The following is an 18,434-nucleotide window of genomic DNA, read 5'->3' on the forward strand; positions in this document are numbered from 1 at the left end:
ATTATTTGTAACATGAAAACAGCTGCCTTGCTGGCAAGGGCAGCTTTTCATATTTGTTTTACTTATAAAAGATTGAACGTACCAAGAGCAATTAATAGTAATGGGGGTAAAATCGTTAATTTTTTCATAAATTTATTTTCCGAAAGCAACAAGCCGATATTCAACCCTGAATACACAAATATACCACTCGTCAGTGCAATTAAAATGGTTGTGAGTAATGGCGAATAGCCGAGTAAAGCTGCACCGAGTCCAGCTCCAAAAGCATCCAAAGCCAATGCTGTTCCAAGTAAAAATGCCTCACCAATGGAGATGACTCCGGATTGATCCAAATCGGCTCTGTCTGGGGTGGAAAGGACAGCTTTAAAGTCGTGAAGCTTATTTTTTGATTGTACAGTTGCTTTTACTTTTTTAAATTCTGGACGGATCATTTGAAAGAGAACGAAAAACCCTAAAAAAATGAGGATGTAACCACCGAGTAACTGTGCAGCATGAGGAGAAATAAGTGACTGCAGTAAAATGCCAATATTCATCGCTAAAAATACAATTGTACCTGAACAAAGCATAATAACGAACAAGGCATGGAGGGGGACAATGATTTTCCTAAGTCCATAAGTGATTCCGACGCCGAGTCCATCCAAACTGACTGCTACGACTAAAAAAACCAATCCCATATAATATAACATCGTAACCAAACCCTTTTTATGTTTCTAACTTTTTATCCATGTTTCTAACATATTGTATGGGTTTGTGTGTAAGATGTGCGTTGGAGTGCAAGTTCAAAAACCCCATGTCTTATTAGACACCGGAATAGATGATAATGTAGGTCCTACGGATAGTAGTAACATGGATGCTGCACAAATATTTACAGCTATCACGCATTAACGGGCTGTAATACCCCCACCTCTATGCGTGAAAAAGTTAATCGTGAAGGTGGGGGATAAACAGTCCGTAAATCCCTGATTCTGTTCAACTAACATTCAGTGGGGGGAAAGGAAACCCCCACTGAATGAAGTTTCACTTTATGGACAAATAACCTTTTCCGATTGCCTCTCATACAGTACCGTATGGGAGGGATTCAAATGGGATGACAGCTGAATTCATGCAAGAAATGCTTGTGCTGTACAGTGTAGCCTTGGCGGGATTCATATCGCGCAAAAAAGGAGTCTTAAATGAACATGCCGATAACGTATTAACGAAACTTATTTTATATATAACGCTTCCCGCTCTTATTTTGTATTCGTTGGATATCCCTTTTTCTAGCTCTCATATACAAGAATTGTTCTGGCTGGTTGTGATGTCGATTTATATATTGACTATATCAATCATATTCGCCCGTTGGCAGCAAAAACGATCGAAGTTACCGGTTCATCAAAGGAAAGTGTATGAAAGTCTAATTATTTTCGGGAATCAAGGGTTTATCGGATATGCGGTTGTATTTATTTTGTTTCAGGAAGCAGGCATCGTCTATTTGACCATGTTTAATATTTGTTACTTAATTTTGATTTGGACATACGGCATCTATTTATTTACAACGAATAAGCAAATGGTTGAGTGGAAACGTATCTTTTTAAACCCGGGGATTATTTCAACCGGACTTGGGCTTGTTTTTCTGTTTTCTCCACTTACATTTCCGGCGATAGCTGCTGATAGTTTGGATTTGATTGGTAAAATGACGATTCCGTTATCGATGATTGTCATTGGAAGTTTAATGGCAAAAGTTACGTTAAAGGATATCCCTTTACTTGTTAAAAACACGTATTTATGGAAGATGACTTTTTTTAGGTTGCTCTTGTTACCACTTTTAATAATTGTTTTTATATTTCTGCCTGTGCCGATTCCATTGCTCATGATTGCAGTTATCGTTTCGGGAATGCCCGCAGCACCAACGATATCCCTTTATGCCCAGACATATGGTGGCGATGCATTTTTTGCGGCTCTTGGTGTATTTTTAACGACATTACTCTGCATATTAACCGTCCCGCTCCTCTATTTTCTCGTGAATGTCATCGCTTCTAATATATCATTATAAATTTCTTCCATTACGGTCATAATAATAGAAACAGATTGGAAGAAAGGTGAAAACATGGAAATCAATCAGGCATACCAACCGGGCGAAGTCGTATATGTGATTATTCGTAACCCTCATGCACAAAATGTTGCTAATGTGCAGGAGGCGGCAATTGTGGCGAGTCCGGATGATTCGTCGCAATTGGCGCTGTTTTTGTATGAAACGTATTACCCGCTAACGGATGAATTTGCTATTTATAGAACGCTAGAAGAAGCGGAACAGGCGTATGAAAATGTATTTGGGATCGATGACTTTTATGGTTAAACCATTTGTACCCCAACTCATTTATGTCGAGCCGAAAGCAATGGAATACGATCTAGGTAAAACACTAATTGATAAATTTAGCAAGATGGGAATTGAAATACGGGAAACGACATCTCATAATCAGATTCGTAATTTGCCTGGAGACAATCACTTCCAGCGGTACCGGATCGCAAAATCGACACTTGTTGTCGGCATACGAAAAACATTGAAATTCGATACGTCGAAACCATCGGCTGAATATGCAATCCCGCTGGCAACCGGTTGTATGGGTCATTGCCATTACTGTTATTTACAGACGACGATGGGCAGTAAACCGTATATTCGTACATACGTCAATGTGGACGAAATTTTTGAGCAAGCAGAAAGTTATATGAAGGAACGAGCACCGGAAATTACACGTTTTGAAGCGTCTTGTACCTCGGATATTGTTGGTGTAGATCATTTAACACATACTTTAAAGCGGACGATCGAATTCTTCGGTCGTTCGGAGCACGGGAAGCTTCGTTTTGTAACAAAATTTGCACACGTTGATCATCTGCTTGATGCCGATCATCAAGGTCAGACTCGTTTTCGGTTTAGTATAAATGACGATTATGTGATTAAGTATTTTGAGCCGGGTACTTCCCGACTTCATGAACGAATTGAAGCAGCTGTAAAAGTGGCGGAAGCAGGATATCCGCTCGGGTTTATTGTGGCACCGATTTATTTACATGAAGGATGGGAAGACGGTTACCACGAAATGTTTGAAAAACTAGAAGCGATGCTACCGGGATTTGCAAAAAAAGGATTGACCTTTGAAATGATCCAACACCGATTTACCAAACCGGCAAAACGTGTCATCCAAGAAAATTACCCGATGACCAAACTAGAACTCGATGAGGCAAAACGCAAATGGAAGTGGGGTAGATACGGGATTGGCAAATACGTATACCAAAATGAAGAACAAGAAGATATTAAAAAAACGCTCGGCAGTTATATAGATAAGTACTTCCCTGAAGCGAAGATAGAATATTTTACTTGATCTGGTACATTAAAGTGGTATTTCAGTCATGCTTGGATGCCACGTGACTGAAATGGGTGAAGAGCTGTTGTTTGGGTAACGCTGGAGTCTGCAGCGTGCCTGAAACGGTTCTAAATTGGTGGATTGAGTCACGCGGAGAGCTGCTACGTTCCCTAAATGTGTGAAAAGTGTTTATTTGGGTAACGGTGGAAGCTACTGCGTTCCTGAAAAGTGTAAAATAGCTGTATTAGGTCACGCAGGAGTACGCCTCCTTTCTGAAATGGTTGAAGATTGGTAGTTTCGGTAAAGCGGGGGTACGCCTCCTTCCTTAAAATGATGAAAATTAGTTGTTACGGTAACGATGGGAGCTTCCGCGTGCCTGAAGAGTATTAAAAGCAGGCGTTTGGGTCACGCAGGAAACTCCTCCGTTCCCGAAAATGATGGAAAGTGGTTATAAGGATCACAGTGGAATCCGTTGTACCCTTTTCAAACGGTAATTTTATTCGATTTAAATCTATTGTCAATTCATCAAATGATCAAAAGTATAATGTGTATATCTTCCATTACGAATGACATTCAAATTATCCATGAGGACTTTTCTGATTATCTTTTTGGAATCAATTACGCTGCACCATTCAAGAATTGCGCTTGTTGTTATTTTTTTATTAGGAAAGAGAAGATTGAATTCCTTCACACTTCGTAAAATAGACAAATCCACACTTTCTTCGTACTCACATCTTTTACATTTTAATGTTAATTTGCTGAATGGAGATAAGAATCCAGAACAGGATGTGCAGATTATGCCTTTCTGTAATTCATTATAGTTATAATTGGGTAGCCGTTCATAAGTGGATTTATTCACATGTTTGTCCACTAGCAGTTTAGCCAATTTCGTATGTTGTAAGGTTAATTTGGATGGATTTGTGTTTAGTTTTTTCATGAAGCGATGAAGCTGGGTTGGAAAAACAAGGGGTAAATGGAGAGGAGTTTTATAAAGCATGAATGCTTGGTTAGTAAAGACAATATAGGATTCTAAAGTGTAATGACAACCCAAATCCTGAAGTAACTGTCGGAACAAAAATTCACTTCGTTTTAGTTGTAGTAGTGGGTTTCTGATTTCTTTCTCTGTTGAAACTACAAACCAATTATTATTTTTAATATAAAAATCACCCTCATAATGCTTCACTTCAATTAAAAAGATCGTTTGCTGGTAGATAAGCAGACAATCCACTTGAAACTCCGTTTGATTACTTTCGAGTAATAAATCATATAGCATTATACAATCCGTAGCAAGTTCTTTGTTTGCCAAGTTATAAAATACTCGTTCACCTTCATACCCCTTATTTAGATTACGGTAATTTTGCATGGTGCTTTCAGGTAATTTCATACGGTGCTGCAAAGAGTTCAAAACCTGTAAATCAAAGGGTTTTTGGGGTTTATAATGTGTTGTTAAAGTCATTAAATTCCTCCTGCAATTTTTAGAAATGATATTTTATAACATTCATTTTATTACAAAATTCAAATAAAACAAGGGTTTCCCCCTGAACTGACTTCATCATTATTTATCTGTTAGTATCCGTAATATTGTTTACCTTTTCATGAACCACTCCATAATCGGTACAAAGAAAGTACCGTATAGAAATGTTTCATTTCCCATCATTTATGATAAAGTAGTATTTGGAAATGATCTTTTATATTTGAGTTTAGAAAGGGTTTTTAACATATGATTAAAACCGTTGTTCTCGCTGAAAAGCCTTCTGTTGGACGTGATCTTGCCGCTGTCTTGAATTGTAATAAAAAAGGCAATGGATTTATGGAAGGCTCTAAATATATTGTTACCTGGGCACTTGGTCATCTGGTTACATTGGCTGATCCCGAAAAGTACGATGCAAAATACAAAACTTGGCGTTTGGATGATTTACCAATGCTGCCAAAGTCTCTCGAGCTGGTCGTTATCAAAAAAACCGGTAAGCAGTATAGCACTGTAAAACACCAATTAAATCGAAAAGACGTAAAAGATATTGTTATCGCCACTGATGCGGGACGTGAAGGGGAACTTGTAGCTCGTTGGATTATCGAAAAAGCACGTGTAAAAAAGCCAGTCAAGCGTCTATGGATATCATCCGTTACCGATAAAGCGATTCGTGAAGGGTTTCGTAATCTTCAACCGGGGAAAAAGTATGAACCGCTGTATGATTCCGCCGTTGCCCGTTCGGAAGCAGATTGGTATGTTGGACTAAATGCGACAAGGGCACTCACGACAAAATTTAATGCCCAACTTTCTAGTGGAAGAGTACAGACCCCTACTCTTGAAATGATTGCTGCTCGCGAAAAGGAAATAAAAACATTTAAGCCACAGATGTTTTACGGATTGGAGGCAAAAGCTAAAACGGGCTTTACTCTCATTTGGAAGGATGCAAAAAATAATACCCGCATGTTTTCCAAAGAAAAGGCGGCGACACTTTTACGTCAATTGAAAAGTAAACAAGCAACAATTATTAATGTTGATAACGTTCAAAAAAAAAGCTTTGCACCACAACTATATGACCTGACTGAACTCCAGCGAGATGCAAACCGTATCTTTGGTTTCTCAGGTAAACAAACGTTATCACTCATGCAAAAGTTATATGAGCGACATAAAGTACTTACCTACCCACGTACCGATTCCCGTGTGATTTCATCCGACATCGTCCCGACATTGAAAGATCGTCTGGAAGCGTGCGGTGTGGACCAATACGCACGCATAGCTAGAAAGCTGGTGAAAAAGGAATGGAAGCTGCCAAAATCTGTTGTCAACGATGCACAAGTTTCCGACCACCATGCAATTATCCCCACTGAAGAGCACGTTATCTTGGAAGATTTAGCAGGGAATGAACGAAAAATTTACGATCTCGTAGTGAAGCGATTTTTAGCCGTGCTTTCCGATGCGCATGAGTATGAACAGACGACCATAACAGCAAAAATCGGTTCTGAGCATTTTACTGCAAAAGGAAAAAGGATCACCAAACAAGGCTGGAAAGAGATTTATCAACGATCAGATTTAGAGGAAGAAGCAGACGAGAAAGAGCAAACATTGCCAAAGCTTCATAATGGAGCTGTACTTTCCGACCTCCACCTTACAATGACAACTGGTGAAACAAAACCGCCGGAACGATTTACAGAAGGAGCACTTTTGAAGGCGATGGAAAATCCAGTGCGTTATATGAGGGAAGATGAAAAACACCTGGCAAGCACGATGAACAAAACAGGCGGGCTTGGTACGGTAGCAACCCGTGCGGATATTATTGAAAAATTGTTCAATGGCGCTTACATGGAAATGAAAGGGAAGCATATTTTTCTAACTTCAAAAGGCCGACAGCTGCTGGAACTTGTACCGGAAGAGTTGCGTTCTCCGGCATTAACGGCCGAATGGGAACAAAAACTAAGCCAGATTGAAAAAGGGCATTTGAAAAAAGAGCAATTTATAACGGAAATGAAACAATATACGAAAGAAATCGTTCGTGAAATCAAGAATACTGAGGAAAAATTTAAGCATGATAATCTTACCGGAAGCAAGTGTCCGGATTGCGGCAAATTGATGCTTGAAATAAAAAACAAACACGGAAAGATGCTCGTTTGTCAAGATCGAGCTTGCGGGCACAAGAAAAATGTAGCAAAAACAACAAATGCACGTTGCCCGAACTGTCATAAACGATTGGAACTGCGGGGTGAAGGGGACGGCCAAATGTTTACGTGTAAATGCGGCCACAGGGAAAAATTATCTACCTTTAATGAGCGAAGAAAAAAAGAGAAAAAACATAACGTATCGAAGCGCGAAGTGAATCAATATTTGAAAAAACAAGATGACGGATTTAAAAATAATGCTTTGGCAGATGCTTTGGCAAAATTGAAGAAATAAATTTATACTTGTTATTTTACGCATAGACGCATGAAGTCGTTGAGAGAAATAAATCCACCTGAAAAAGAATGTTCACAAATTTTTAATATTAATTTGTTTACTTGTATAAAGGATGTCATGTATCATTAATAATAGAACAGTTAAATTTCTACCTGTATGAAGGAGGTTACTATAGATGGCTTTTGTAATATTGGAACCATGTAGTGCAGAAAAATCTGCTGAATGTGTTAGTGTTTGTCCGGTCGACTGTATCGAGGAAGGCGAAGATCAGTTTTATATTGATCCGGATATTTGTATCGATTGTGGTGCTTGTGTTGCTGTTTGTCCAGTCGATGCAATTGTGGAAGAATACGATTTAACTCCGGAAAATGAAAAGTACTTGGAAAAAGCAGAGGAGTTTTTTGCGAATAAATAACCAATTTATGTTTGTTCGCTAGTACCAAAATTACATGATAGTGAGTGACCTATAGATAAAATCCCCGTTGTATGCCGTGATGCGGTGTGCGTTGACGGGGATTTTAATATGTTATTGGATCTGTTCATATGTATGTTATTGGATCTGTTCATATGGATGGATAATAGCTGTAAAAGTTTTTGTGATACAAAGGTAAATAACTTTACTACAGGCTGATGGAACACTCGTGGATGGCAATTTTCCGTTTATTTTCTCGAGCATATCTTTCCGCATATCAGCTAAGGGTTAAATCAGATAAAAAACAAAGAAAACAACTAGCTTTTATCTGTATCCTTTTCTTCTGCTTTTGCTGCGATTTTACTTATAATCCAACGCTCTGCTGTCCCATCTTCAATATCATATACTTTATCTTTCCGGAGCAAATCTCCATGATACATCGTTTGTACATTCATTTTTACTTTCAATTTCTTTCACCTCTTTAATGATTCGTTATAACATAGTATACATTATTTTAGCTGGTCGAATTAAATCTTACAGCGCATTATTTCATATACATCTCATTGCTTAACCCCTGTATTTCTTGGACACATTCTCATGAAGTCGATAAAATGATTAAGAGAGGTTTTAATATTGCGAACTATTAACGGGGGATGAATGAAAATGGTTATTGATATGAAAAATGTTTCTTGGAAAAGAACAGGAAAAACGATTCTAACTGATATTAACTGGCAAGTCGAAAAAGGACAACATTGGGCGGTGCTTGGATTAAATGGTTCGGGGAAAACGTCACTGCTTAATATGGTAAATGGGTATATTTGGCCTACAACTGGCACCGTTTCTGTATTAGGGGAACGCTTTGGGAAAACAGATATTCGTGAACTGCGTAAATCGATTGGTTGGGTAAGTTCGTCGATGCAGGAAAGAATAAATGGGCGACATGTTGTAGAGGATATCATAGTCAGCGGTAAATTTGCATCGGTTGGATTGGATCATTTGGAACCGGTTAAAAATGATTACGAGCGAGTTTACCAGTTGATGGAACAGTTAGGCTGCAAGCATTTATATAATCAAACGTATGACAAATGCTCCAATGGAGAAAAGCAAAAAGTATTAATTGCACGTGGACTCATGCCTGCACCGAAACTATTGATTTTGGACGAGCCAACGAGTGGATTGGACTTTATTGCACGTGAAGAGTTAATGAATTCCCTTCAGGAGTTGGCAGAAACAAATGATGCCCCAACGATTATTTTTGTAACGCATCATATTGAAGAAGTGCTACCGTTTTTTTCTCATACGTTATTAGTGAAGCGGGGAACTGTTTTTGACCAGGGACAAAGGAAAGAAACCTTGACTGGGGACAATCTCAGTGCCTTTTTTGAGAAATCGATCCACGTGGAATGGCATAAAAATCGAGCATGGATGAATTTAGTTTGACGCAATCAGCTTTGCATAAAAGTGTTTATAAGTGATTCATGGGATCATGAATTCTTCTTGAATAAAATTTAACCGGTTTAGAACGAATACCTAATATTAATCAACATAGTGTCATCGATTGTGACAACATTGTTAAATGGATGGCAGGTTTTCCACCTTTTTCAGTCTATTCATTGGAAATGATAATCGTTATCAATTATACTTGATATAGATATTCCAATGGAGGCGATTGGAAATGGGTAAAATATTAATAATTTTTGCGAGTTCAACCGGAAATACGGAATTAATGGCAGAAGCGATTGCTGATTATTTGCACAGTTATCATCATGAGGTGGATTTAAAAACCTTTGATTTTGATGTGATTGACATGGAAGATATAGAGCATTATGATGCGATACTTGTTGGAACGTACACGTGGGACGATGGGGAGCTACCGTACGAAGTCGAAGATTTTTACGATGATTTGGAAGACGCCAATCTTGCCGGAAAAGTTTTTGGTGTGTTTGGCTCTGCCGATTCTTTCTACGATACGTATGGTGGCGCGATAGATTTAGTAGCAGATCGTGCGAAAAAATTGCATGCCACTGTTGTACCGGAACGTTTAAAAGTAGATCTGGATCCGAATGAAGCGGACATTATGCGATGCCAAGCATTTGCTGATATGGTTTGTACGTTGATCGAATCAAAATTGGAGGAAAAAGGGGCCTGAGCATTTTCTTTGTATGGATTAAGAAACGCTCAGTTTTAAGAAGAAATAGAAACGATGATAAATGCAACGAACCGGAGGACTATTTCTTTCGGTTCGTTGCATTTTGAAAAGAACACAGTCTATTCCATACCCCGGTATATACTACGAACATGTGGACTTCCCGCTAACGGTAATGGAAGCATTATTTTCTTTTGTGACTTTTTTCAAACAGGTGGCGCTTCCGCCAATAACAATTGAAGCGGAATCTTCCATCTCTATTTTATCGGAAAAAATACTATTTCCACCACTTTCAAACCTTGCACTGTTTTCCATACTTAATTTTTTAACGAAGTTGGCACTGCCACCAATCCTTACAAGCGATTGCCCTTCCATCTCTAACTTTCTTTGGAACTTACTATTGGCTCCGATTGTGATGAAGGCATTGTTGGACACTTCTACTTTTTTATTGAATGTGGCGTTTCCGTCTACGGTTACAGTTGCATTATCTTCCAGTTCCACCTTTTCGTTGGTAAATAAATGTTGACCGACCTTTACAAAGTTCTTGTCTTCCAGATCAACATCGTTTTTAATCCATAAACTTTTATTCGTCCCGTGTTTGTTTTTATTTGGCCCGTTATATTGCTTGCAATTCGATTCCAGCTTATCTCCAGTCCATTTGATATTTAGGTTTTTATAGTCTGGGTTATCGAGGCACGGTAATTCATCTGTTGTATACTCCCAGGTAATATTATCAGGATTGGATCCGCCTTCCCCAGAACTTCCAACAACGAGTGCTAATTGCGCGGATTCTGGTCGTTGCCATGTTGCTTCCAATGTTATGCTTTGTCCTAAGTCATTGCCAAGGGTTAGTTTGATTTCGAGTGGCTCATCCGTATTAACCCCTTCGATGCAGCCTTGATCAATCTGCAAAGGAGTATCTCCATTTGTAATTGTATAATCATCGATCGTCAACCGCTTATCGTCAGTTTCGACACAAAGCATTGTTTCTCCTGCATAATATTGGCTTCTAAGCTCACTGATCAATACATTGCCATCCTGATTTAAAGCAATTGCATCACTTGTTTTTTTCTCACTGTTTAATCCTTGAAAAATAAAGGAATACAATAAAGCAACAACAATGGTCAAAATAGCAATCGAAGCGAGCAATTCCACGAGTGTAATACCGTCTTCATTTCTAAAATCCGACATATTTCGCATGTTAATCACTTCCGTAAATGGTATACTTAAGTTGGATAATATTAGGATCAAAGGTGTGGTGAACTCTATTGTATAGCAATTGGAATAAAAAAAATAGTGCAGGGTTTACGCTTGTAGAGCTTGTTGTTGCTATAACGTTATTAAGCATTGTCATTATTGTGTTGTTGCCGATGTTTCCACACCTGTTAAATTGGTCCAAAAAAACAGATGAAACGCTCGTTTCCGGAAATTTACTTGATCATTATGTCGTTCAACTAAAAAATGATGAGCAATTAATTACATATATCGACAGTGCCTCGACTGTAGAAAACTGCAGTATTGGCGGTACTCCTTACGCACTCGAGGGAGACTATTCCACGAATATAAACAATCAGGTCTTTTCACCGAAGCTAACCCTCTGTCAAACGGAAAAAGAAAATGAACTGAATTTATACCGAGGACACATAAGCGTAATGGCGGATGGTAGTGAAGTGTCTGATACGTATTTTTATATAACGGCAGCAGGTGATGAGGATGAATAAGTACCATAATGAACAAGGGGCAGCACTCGTTATGACCTTACTATTCATCACGGTATTGATCCTTTTGCTGCTTGGGCAATTTTATCAAGTAACGAATACAGCTGGACAAGTATCGACGATGGAGAAAAGTATTGAAGCGCGGCATATGGCGGACATGGGAATTGATTATTATCAGCAGATGGTCGCATCTAAACGTGAGATATTGGAGGAAGTGGCAGAGGATTCTGGATTTCAAGGGGTAAAAAGCGCAATAGAAGAACTAAATAATACCGAAACTTTAAACTCAGAAATGGGAAGCGGCAATAAATCGTTTGAAATCGAACAGATTACGATCGAACAGACGTCTGACGATGAAATAACGATTCAATTCAATAGTAAAGGAATGGCGTCCGAGAAAGAAATAAACGAAGAAAGTGAAATTATTATTTCCATTTTGCGGCAGTAAAGAAAAGGGGGCGAACAACAAATGCAAACACGTAAACGGTTAGGTGATTTGCTCCAGACAGCAGGTATTGTAACAGAAGAACAAATAAATCAGGCACTCGAAAATAAAACCAGTAATCAAAAGCTAGGCGATGCCCTGCTTGAGCGCGGTCTAATCACGGAACGGCAATTGATCGAGGTACTGGAGTTCCAACTGGGCATTCCGCACGTCCAGTTGTTCCATTATCCAATCGACAAAAAAGTATTAAGCTACGTTTCAAAAGAATTGGCTCAGCGTTCCTATATTATGCCCCTGAAAATGGATGGCGACTCACTCGTTCTGGCAATGAACGATCCGATGGACTATTATATTATTGATGATCTGGAAATATCGACTGGGTGGAACATTGCACCGGTCATTGCTGCACGGGATGACATTTTGTTTACGATTAATAAATATTACGATCATGGAGACGGTGACTTTTCAGCTTCTGATGCCGAATCTTCTGTTATCCAAGTACTTGATCAATTATTGCAAACAGGCGTGCAGTTAAAGGCAAGTGACGTACATATTGACCCACAGGATGCACATATTACTGTTCGTTATCGTATTGACGGGCGTCTACAGACAGAAAAAATGTTGCCAAAGAGCCTGCAGCAACCTATAACCGCCCGAATTAAAATTTTAGCTGATTTAAATATTATGGAAACACGTTTACCGCAGGATGGTCGAATTAAAACGACGATCGGAGTTGCCCCCGTTGATTTACGAATTTCGACACTGCCAACGGTATACGGGGAGAAAGTCGTCATACGGATACTCGATTTAAGTAGTGCTCTTATGCGGCTGAAGGAATTGGATTTTTCCAAAGAAAATTACGAACGGTATTTACAGCTCATTAACGAACCGTCGGGCTTAATTTTAATAAGCGGACCGACCGGATCAGGGAAAACGTCGACATTATATGCGTCAATTAATTATTTGAACGAAGAACACGTAAATGTGATTACGATTGAAGATCCCGTTGAAATTCAGCTAGAAGGAGTCAATCAAGTACAAGTAAACAGCGGTATTGACTTCACATTTGCAAGAGGCTTGCGATCTATTTTAAGGCAGGACCCGAACATCATTATGGTTGGGGAAATTCGCGATCAGGAAACGGCAGAAATCGCCATTCGCGCTTCTTTAACCGGGCACCTCGTCTTTAGTACAATCCATACAAACAGTGCGATAGATTCTATTCCGCGACTTTTTGATATGGGCATTGAGCCGTATTTGGTCGTATCCTCCATATCCGGAATTGTTGCACAGCGGCTTGTTCGGCGTATTTGCCGTGATTGTCGGACCGAAAGAACCCCTTCCGCATTAGAACATGATGTTTTTGACAAACATCATGTGGACGTTGATACCATTTATGAAGGAAAAGGATGCAACAGTTGTCAGCAAAAAGGATATCGCGGTAGAATTGCCATCCAGGAAGTTGTTGTAATGAACGATGCAATCCGGGAAATGTTAATGGATAATCGCTCCGTTACAGAAATTCGTTCACAGGCACGAAAAGAAGGAGCGTCGTTCCTCGTGCATGATGGCTTGGAAAAAGTGAAAGCAGGCTTGACGACAATGGAAGAAATGTTGCAAGTGACGATTCAGGTTTAGGGGGGCAATGAGATGAAGGAAATGTTTCATCAATGGTTGCAGGAAGCAAATGAAAAAAATGCGTCAGATGTTCATCTAACGGTTAATAAAGCACCGGTATTCCGGATTCATGGGAAGCTGGTTGAAATGGATGGATCTGTTTTACAGCCATCAGAAACGGAAGCAATTTGCCAAGTCATTTTATCGGAAGCGGCATGGAGAACATTGCAAGAGCAGAGAGAAATTGATTTTTCTTATACAATTGACAACCGCTTACGATTTCGAATGAACGCTTTTTACCAGCGTGGCCATTTATCACTTGCCATTCGTCTAATCCCGACAGGTGTACCGACATTTGAACAGCTACACATGCCGTCGATTGTTCAAGAACTGACTGCGCTTCCCCAAGGACTTATCCTAGTGACCGGACCAACCGGAAGCGGGAAAACGACAACGCTTGCTTCCATGATCGATTATATTAACAAAACAACGGAAAAACATATTATTACACTGGAAGATCCGATTGAATATTTACATGCACATCGTATGTCCATTATTGATCAACGAGAAGTTGGACCGGATACACGTACTTTTGTTAACGGGCTACGAGCTAGTTTGCGGCAAGATCCTGATATTATTCTCGTTGGAGAAATGCGCGATCAAGAGACAATTGCAACAGCAATTACGGCAGCCGAAACCGGTCATCTCGTATTAAGTACGCTACATACATCCGATGCAGTGTCCACGATTGAGCGAATAATTGATGTCTTCCCCCCGGAACAGCAAGGGCAAATACGAATCCAACTGTCCTCAATCTTAAAGGCAGTAATTTCTCAGCGCTTGTTTCCGACCCTAGATGGAATGAACCGGCGAGTAGCAACGGAAGTACTAGTGAATACACCCGCGGTTAAAAACTTAATTCGCAATGAAAAGCTACATCAAATTCAAAACGTGCTGCAAACGTCAAAAGATGCTGGTATGCATACGCTTGAAATGGATTTACGTCGTCTACTGCAGGAAAGTGTAATTAGTTATGAAACCGTCGCTCCTTATTTAAATGAAATATAGTAAAGTGGAAACAGATAGAGGTCATTATTAGCTTGTTATTAGGAAAGGAGGAGTGCTGAATGAATTTTCAATACGAAGCCAAGCGGATATCCGGGCAACGACTGAAAGGAAAAATCGATGCTGACAATGAAGCGGAAGCCTTAAGCATGCTGGAAAAGGAAGGATATATCGTTTATCGCATGGAAGAAACAAAACCATGGAACAAAGATCTTGTCCTAAACAGAAAAATAAAACACAAAGACTTCATCATTTTCCTGCGACAATATGCGACGTTAATTCAGTCCGGCATTCCTATTTCCGATGCAACAAAAACGATGAGAGAGCAAACGAATAACTATGCTTTGCGGATCGCACTGGAAGATATGAATAAGCGTCTAGAACAAGGGCAATCCCTGTCTGAATCAGCAAGCAAGCATCCGAACGTTTTTCCCGAACTGCTTGTCCATATGATAGAAGCAGGGGAGGCGAGCGGGAAGCTGGACGAAATCTTGAATCAAATGGCTACGTACTACGAGAAGCAGTACAATAACCGGCAAAAAGTAATCTCGGCCTTAATGTATCCAAGCATTGTCGGTTTAATCACATTTGTATTAACGATCTTTTTGCTCGTTTTTGTCGTGCCGCAATTCGTTTCGATGTTTTCATCGTTTGGTCAGGAATTACCAGCCTATACCCAGTTTATTGTAAATCTCAGTCACTGGGCTGGGTTGTATTGGTGGGTTTTGATAGTGTTGGTGGTTGCGATCGTTGCGCTTTACCGGGTATTTATGAAACAAGAAGCATTTGCCTATCAGATGGATCTTATAAAAATGCGAATTCCGATCTTTGGCCAGCTCGTTCATAAAGGCGCATTCGTTCGGGCGACCCAAACATTAAGTGCCTTATTTAACAGTGGCGTGCCAATCTTGCAATCGGTGGAAATTACGGAAAAAGTTATCGGAAATCGCGTGATTCGCGATATATTTGCTCGATCGCGTGAATCATTGACCGTCGGCGAATCAATGACTGTCCCGATGATAGGTCATTGGGCTTTTCCCGCACTCGTCGTGCAAATGATAAAAATCGGCGAACAAACCGGAACACTCGACGCGATGCTTTTAAAAGTAGCAAACTTTTATGAGGAAGAAGTGGAACAACTGTCCGATCGGATCAAAGTGCTAATTGAGCCACTCATTATCGTCACGCTTGCTGTTGTTGTAGGCGGTATTATACTGGCAATTGTACTGCCAATGTTTTCTATGTTTGAGAATTTTGGTTAAAAGTTGCAAAATCGACACATAATTTGTCGAAATATAACTAGTAATCTATTATAATAAGATTAGGAGATGGGGAAGGATTATCTATACATCGGGCACTTGGATAATCTGGAGTCATTAGTGCGACCGACCTAATTTTTCTTAAATTAGGAGGAATGAATATGTTTAACAAAGTAAAAAAGATGTTCAAAAACGAAAAAGGGTTTACGTTGGTGGAATTATTAGCCGTTATCGTTATATTAGGAATTATTACAGCTGTTGCTGTTCCGGCGATTGGGAGTATATTGGATGGAAAAAAGCAAGACGTACATGAGGCAAATTGTCAGTTGGTTTCTAATGCAGCAAGATTAGCGGCTGTGGAAGATAATATAGGGGATAGTACTGATCTTGCGACTTTAAAAACTGAAGGATTTTTAGAAGAAATACCTGAAGACCCCAACAGTGGTAATCTTTATGGAGAAAATACTGGTGTTATAAAGAATAACGATGGTAAGTATATTATGCAAATGGAAGGTTGTCCTGGGTATACGCCATAAATATAAATGAATACTTATTAGTTATACAATTGACGCCCTTGCATCATGCAATTGGGGCGTCTTCTTACATTATTTAGTCAACAAGAAGTGAGGTGGAAGGATGATTTTGCCAACGGCCGGTCGTGTTAATCTCGTTATAACCAACAACATTATTCGTTATTCTTTCCACAAACAGCCTTCGATGGACGGGCTGGCCTACAAAGGTGAGTTGGAGCTTCCGCAAGGTACAGTGCAAGATGGCGTTATTTTAAATAAAGCAGTATTCAAAGAGGCGATGAATAAGCTTGTCGTGAAACATAAATGGAAGCGAAAGAAATTATTCCTTGCCCTTCCTGATAGTACTGTAGTTATACGGGAATTGAAAATTCCGGCAGCTTTGGAGAAAGAAGAAGCAATCGGATACATAAAAAACCAACTCGGCAGTACAATTTATTTGCCGTTTGATCAGCCGGCGCTAGCAGTTGAATTTTTGGAAGTGAAACAAGAGGAAAGAGAAATTTTATTGTTTGCTTATCCAAAGGAAAAAATTACGGGCTTTACGACAGCTTTTGAAGAAGTTGGCTTAAAGCCGGTAGTAGCAGATTTGACGTTCCTTTCTATTTATCGCTATTTTGCCCATAATATTGCTGAATTACCTGCGCATCTTTTACTCATTCATTGGAATGAGGACGCATTAGTTTTAACCGCCTTTCAGCATAATAAAGCCATTTTCACCCGGTATATTAAGCCTGATCAAGCCGTTAATGCACAAGTGCTGGAGCAGCCGATACAAGATAATATGATCGAGATTAGAAGAATTCTGGATTTCTATCAATATTCGATTATGAACGGCGATGCGGCAGTTGAACAAATACTGCTTACTGGGGACTCCCCCTATTTGCAGGTAATAAAAAAGTCGTTGAACGAAGAATTTGCACTGGATATTTATGCGCCCCCAATTTCTGATGAAGAATGCAAATATGTGGATGTATATGGGCTTGGATTAAAGCAGGATGCATAGAAGGTGAACTTATGACGGTTGAAATAAACTTTATCGAAAAAAAAGAAAGTAAATATGTTGCTCCAGTACTCTTTGCCATTGCATTTATTTTCCTATTGCTTCTAATTGCTGCGCTAATTTTTTACCAGCGATATGAACTGTCAACGACGATGGAGAGTGATAAAGCAGAACTTGCAGGATTGGAAACCGAACTGCTCTCATTGCAAAAAGAAACGGCCGATGAACAATTGCTAAAAAGGATCGAAAAAGAGATGGAAAAAATGCAGGAAGAAACCGCCCCTGTTTTTTCAATGTATGAGGAAACTGTTCTGCCGCTTGCAGGTGGAAAGCTGTCCGTTTATGAAATGACCGAACCGGAGAAAATAGTGATTGTTGGAGCGTTTACGTCATTGACGGAAGTTGCAGACTATACGGAAATGCTAAGCGAAAAATCATATATCACCGATACGGAGCTGACGGAAATTACGAATGGAAATGACGGATTTGAAGCAATGTTGACGTTAAAGATCGATTCGGCATTGGCTGTAGAGGAGCTTAATGAACATGCGCAAACGCTGGAATAAAATATATACAATCACAAGCATTGCTCTGTTGGTTGTTACTGCGCTTGTCTACACGGTGCTTTATGTCAACGTCATTAGCCCGCTTGCAAAACAAGCTAAAAGCACGGCGCAGGAAGTGGAGCTTTACGAGAAACAAGTTGCAAAACTGACAGAACAAAAAGACAATATTCAGGAACAAAAATTAAATGAAGTAGCAATGAAAGTGCCGCTGGAAAAAACACCGGAAACCGTGCTTCGACAATTAGAAAAACTCGCAAAAACTTCAAAAGTTGAGGTCACGTCACTTGGTACGAATGATGATCAAGCGAAAAGTGACTCTGACGCAGAGGAAGAAACAACGAATGACCTAAAACAAATTGAGTATCGAATGGAGGTAAAATCCGGCAATATTGCAGCGATCAATACCTTTATGGAAACCCTGCTTGAAGCGGAGCGTTTTTTTA

The 18,434-nt window shown here is 39.6% G+C and carries 20 protein-coding genes and 1 riboswitch; of the genes, 16 read left to right on the plus strand and 4 right to left on the minus strand.

Features of this window, described 5'->3' with window-relative positions; all coding sequences use genetic code 11:
• Window positions 1-62 precede the first annotated feature (62 nt).
• The gene (gene ytaF / locus ACLIBG_RS03530; protein WP_439311333.1) at window positions 63-683 is read right to left on the minus strand and encodes a sporulation membrane protein YtaF; all 621 of its coding nucleotides are present in this window, start codon (window positions 681-683) and stop codon (window positions 63-65) included.
• Between the two features lie 401 nt (window positions 684-1,084).
• Between ytaF and ACLIBG_RS03535 the strand changes: the two genes are divergently transcribed.
• Genes ACLIBG_RS03535 through splB form a run of 3 tightly spaced genes read left to right on the plus strand, consistent with a single transcriptional unit; the run spans window position 1,085 to window position 3,353 of the window.
• Window positions 1,085-2,029 (plus strand): AEC family transporter, encoded by a 945-nt coding sequence (locus ACLIBG_RS03535; RefSeq protein ID WP_439311334.1) that lies wholly within the window; start codon window positions 1,085-1,087, stop codon window positions 2,027-2,029.
• Between the two features lie 54 nt (window positions 2,030-2,083).
• Window positions 2,084-2,332, plus strand: coding sequence for a transcriptional regulator SplA domain-containing protein (locus ACLIBG_RS03540; protein WP_439311335.1), 249 nt, complete (start codon window positions 2,084-2,086; stop codon window positions 2,330-2,332).
• Complete coding sequence (splB, locus tag ACLIBG_RS03545) at window positions 2,325-3,353, plus strand: spore photoproduct lyase (RefSeq protein WP_439311336.1); 1,029 nt, start codon at window positions 2,325-2,327, stop codon at window positions 3,351-3,353. Before ACLIBG_RS03540 ends, splB begins: the two co-directional genes overlap by 8 nt.
• Window positions 3,354-3,852: 499 nt before the next feature.
• On the opposite strand, the gene ACLIBG_RS03550 is transcribed toward splB, so the two are convergent.
• Window positions 3,853-4,791: a nuclease-related domain-containing protein gene (locus tag ACLIBG_RS03550; protein ID WP_439311337.1), complete on the minus strand. Its 939-nt coding sequence runs from the start codon at window positions 4,789-4,791 to the stop codon at window positions 3,853-3,855.
• A gap of 264 nt (window positions 4,792-5,055) precedes the next feature.
• Here ACLIBG_RS03550 and ACLIBG_RS03555 point away from each other — a divergent pair, with 264 nt between their 5' ends.
• Both ACLIBG_RS03555 and ACLIBG_RS03560 read left to right on the plus strand, forming a co-directional pair.
• Entirely contained in the window at window positions 5,056-7,230 is a 2,175-nt protein-coding gene (locus ACLIBG_RS03555) for a DNA topoisomerase III (RefSeq protein WP_439311338.1), read from the plus strand.
• A gap of 175 nt (window positions 7,231-7,405) precedes the next feature.
• Window positions 7,406-7,645 (plus strand): indolepyruvate ferredoxin oxidoreductase subunit alpha, encoded by a 240-nt coding sequence (locus tag ACLIBG_RS03560; protein ID WP_439311339.1) that lies wholly within the window; start codon window positions 7,406-7,408, stop codon window positions 7,643-7,645.
• 314 nt (window positions 7,646-7,959) lie between these two features.
• On the opposite strand, the gene ACLIBG_RS03565 is transcribed toward ACLIBG_RS03560, so the two are convergent.
• On the minus strand, window positions 7,960-8,109 hold the full coding sequence (locus ACLIBG_RS03565; protein WP_439311340.1) for a hypothetical protein: 150 nt from the start codon (window positions 8,107-8,109) through the stop codon (window positions 7,960-7,962).
• A gap of 190 nt (window positions 8,110-8,299) precedes the next feature.
• On the opposite strand from ACLIBG_RS03565, the gene ACLIBG_RS03570 reads away from it, so the two are divergent.
• Window positions 8,300-9,082, plus strand: a complete 783-nt coding sequence (locus ACLIBG_RS03570; protein ID WP_439311341.1) for an ABC transporter ATP-binding protein — start codon at window positions 8,300-8,302, stop codon at window positions 9,080-9,082.
• A 235-nt stretch (window positions 9,083-9,317) separates the two neighbouring features.
• Window positions 9,318-9,791, plus strand: a complete 474-nt coding sequence (locus tag ACLIBG_RS03575) for a flavodoxin (RefSeq protein WP_439311342.1) — start codon at window positions 9,318-9,320, stop codon at window positions 9,789-9,791.
• Between the two features lie 141 nt (window positions 9,792-9,932).
• Here the strand turns inward: ACLIBG_RS03575 and ACLIBG_RS03580 are convergent, their stop codons facing one another.
• Window positions 9,933-10,988 (minus strand): type II secretion system protein, encoded by a 1,056-nt coding sequence (locus tag ACLIBG_RS03580; RefSeq protein ID WP_439311343.1) that lies wholly within the window; start codon window positions 10,986-10,988, stop codon window positions 9,933-9,935.
• Window positions 10,989-11,056: 68 nt separating this feature from the next.
• Here ACLIBG_RS03580 and ACLIBG_RS03585 point away from each other — a divergent pair, with 68 nt between their 5' ends.
• From ACLIBG_RS03585 to ACLIBG_RS03625, 9 genes are all read left to right on the plus strand, one after another.
• Window positions 11,057-11,509, plus strand: a complete 453-nt coding sequence (locus ACLIBG_RS03585; RefSeq protein ID WP_439311344.1) for a type II secretion system protein — start codon at window positions 11,057-11,059, stop codon at window positions 11,507-11,509.
• Entirely contained in the window at window positions 11,502-11,954 is a 453-nt protein-coding gene (locus ACLIBG_RS03590) for a hypothetical protein (protein WP_439311345.1), read from the plus strand. Before ACLIBG_RS03585 ends, ACLIBG_RS03590 begins: the two co-directional genes overlap by 8 nt.
• A 21-nt stretch (window positions 11,955-11,975) precedes the next feature.
• Window positions 11,976-13,589 carry a GspE/PulE family protein gene (locus tag ACLIBG_RS03595; RefSeq protein ID WP_439311346.1) on the plus strand — a complete coding sequence of 538 codons (1,614 nt, stop codon included), beginning with the start codon at window positions 11,976-11,978 and terminating at the stop codon, window positions 13,587-13,589.
• A 12-nt stretch (window positions 13,590-13,601) separates the two neighbouring features.
• Window positions 13,602-14,636: a type IV pilus twitching motility protein PilT gene (locus tag ACLIBG_RS03600; RefSeq protein WP_439311347.1), complete on the plus strand. Its 1,035-nt coding sequence runs from the start codon at window positions 13,602-13,604 to the stop codon at window positions 14,634-14,636.
• Window positions 14,637-14,695: 59 nt separating this feature from the next.
• A complete protein-coding gene (locus ACLIBG_RS03605; protein WP_439311348.1) occupies window positions 14,696-15,895 on the plus strand; it encodes a type II secretion system F family protein in 1,200 nt (399 codons plus the stop codon).
• Window positions 15,896-15,948: 53 nt separating this feature from the next.
• A riboswitch (cyclic di-GMP riboswitch) is annotated at window positions 15,949-16,033 on the plus strand.
• Window positions 16,034-16,053: 20 nt separating this feature from the next.
• Window positions 16,054-16,428 (plus strand): competence type IV pilus major pilin ComGC, encoded by a 375-nt coding sequence (locus ACLIBG_RS03610; protein ID WP_439311349.1) that lies wholly within the window; start codon window positions 16,054-16,056, stop codon window positions 16,426-16,428.
• A gap of 100 nt (window positions 16,429-16,528) precedes the next feature.
• Window positions 16,529-17,428, plus strand: coding sequence for a type IV pilus biogenesis protein PilM (pilM, locus tag ACLIBG_RS03615; RefSeq protein ID WP_439311350.1), 900 nt, complete (start codon window positions 16,529-16,531; stop codon window positions 17,426-17,428).
• A gap of 11 nt (window positions 17,429-17,439) precedes the next feature.
• Window positions 17,440-17,991 carry a hypothetical protein gene (locus ACLIBG_RS03620; RefSeq protein ID WP_439311351.1) on the plus strand — a complete coding sequence of 184 codons (552 nt, stop codon included), beginning with the start codon at window positions 17,440-17,442 and terminating at the stop codon, window positions 17,989-17,991.
• A partial coding sequence (locus tag ACLIBG_RS03625; RefSeq protein ID WP_439311352.1) for a hypothetical protein occupies window positions 17,972-18,434 on the plus strand: 463 nt, incomplete at its 3' end. The genes ACLIBG_RS03620 and ACLIBG_RS03625, both read left to right, overlap by 20 nt.

It is taken from the genome of Virgibacillus sp. W0181 (assembly GCF_051846915.1).
Classification (GTDB): domain Bacteria; phylum Bacillota; class Bacilli; order Bacillales; family Amphibacillaceae; genus JBPYCR01.

Bases quoted from the DNA above. Each gene is read 5' to 3' on its own strand.
- ytaF (WP_439311333.1), bottom strand. From the start codon at position 683: ATGTTATATTATATGGGATTGGTTTTTTTAGTCGTAGCAGTCAGTTTG.
- ACLIBG_RS03535 (WP_439311334.1), top strand. From the start codon at position 1,085: ATGACAGCTGAATTCATGCAAGAAATGCTTGTGCTGTACAGTGTAGCC.
- ACLIBG_RS03540 (WP_439311335.1), top strand. From the start codon at position 2,084: ATGGAAATCAATCAGGCATACCAACCGGGCGAAGTCGTATATGTGATT.
- splB (WP_439311336.1), top strand. From the start codon at position 2,325: ATGGTTAAACCATTTGTACCCCAACTCATTTATGTCGAGCCGAAAGCA.
- ACLIBG_RS03550 (WP_439311337.1), bottom strand. From the start codon at position 4,791: ATGACTTTAACAACACATTATAAACCCCAAAAACCCTTTGATTTACAG.
- ACLIBG_RS03555 (WP_439311338.1), top strand. From the start codon at position 5,056: ATGATTAAAACCGTTGTTCTCGCTGAAAAGCCTTCTGTTGGACGTGAT.
- ACLIBG_RS03560 (WP_439311339.1), top strand. From the start codon at position 7,406: ATGGCTTTTGTAATATTGGAACCATGTAGTGCAGAAAAATCTGCTGAA.
- ACLIBG_RS03570 (WP_439311341.1), top strand. From the start codon at position 8,300: ATGAAAATGGTTATTGATATGAAAAATGTTTCTTGGAAAAGAACAGGA.
- ACLIBG_RS03575 (WP_439311342.1), top strand. From the start codon at position 9,318: ATGGGTAAAATATTAATAATTTTTGCGAGTTCAACCGGAAATACGGAA.
- ACLIBG_RS03580 (WP_439311343.1), bottom strand. From the start codon at position 10,988: ATGCGAAATATGTCGGATTTTAGAAATGAAGACGGTATTACACTCGTG.
- ACLIBG_RS03590 (WP_439311345.1), top strand. From the start codon at position 11,502: ATGAATAAGTACCATAATGAACAAGGGGCAGCACTCGTTATGACCTTA.
- ACLIBG_RS03595 (WP_439311346.1), top strand. From the start codon at position 11,976: ATGCAAACACGTAAACGGTTAGGTGATTTGCTCCAGACAGCAGGTATT.
- ACLIBG_RS03600 (WP_439311347.1), top strand. From the start codon at position 13,602: ATGAAGGAAATGTTTCATCAATGGTTGCAGGAAGCAAATGAAAAAAAT.
- ACLIBG_RS03605 (WP_439311348.1), top strand. From the start codon at position 14,696: ATGAATTTTCAATACGAAGCCAAGCGGATATCCGGGCAACGACTGAAA.
- ACLIBG_RS03610 (WP_439311349.1), top strand. From the start codon at position 16,054: ATGTTTAACAAAGTAAAAAAGATGTTCAAAAACGAAAAAGGGTTTACG.
- pilM (WP_439311350.1), top strand. From the start codon at position 16,529: ATGATTTTGCCAACGGCCGGTCGTGTTAATCTCGTTATAACCAACAAC.
- ACLIBG_RS03620 (WP_439311351.1), top strand. From the start codon at position 17,440: ATGACGGTTGAAATAAACTTTATCGAAAAAAAAGAAAGTAAATATGTT.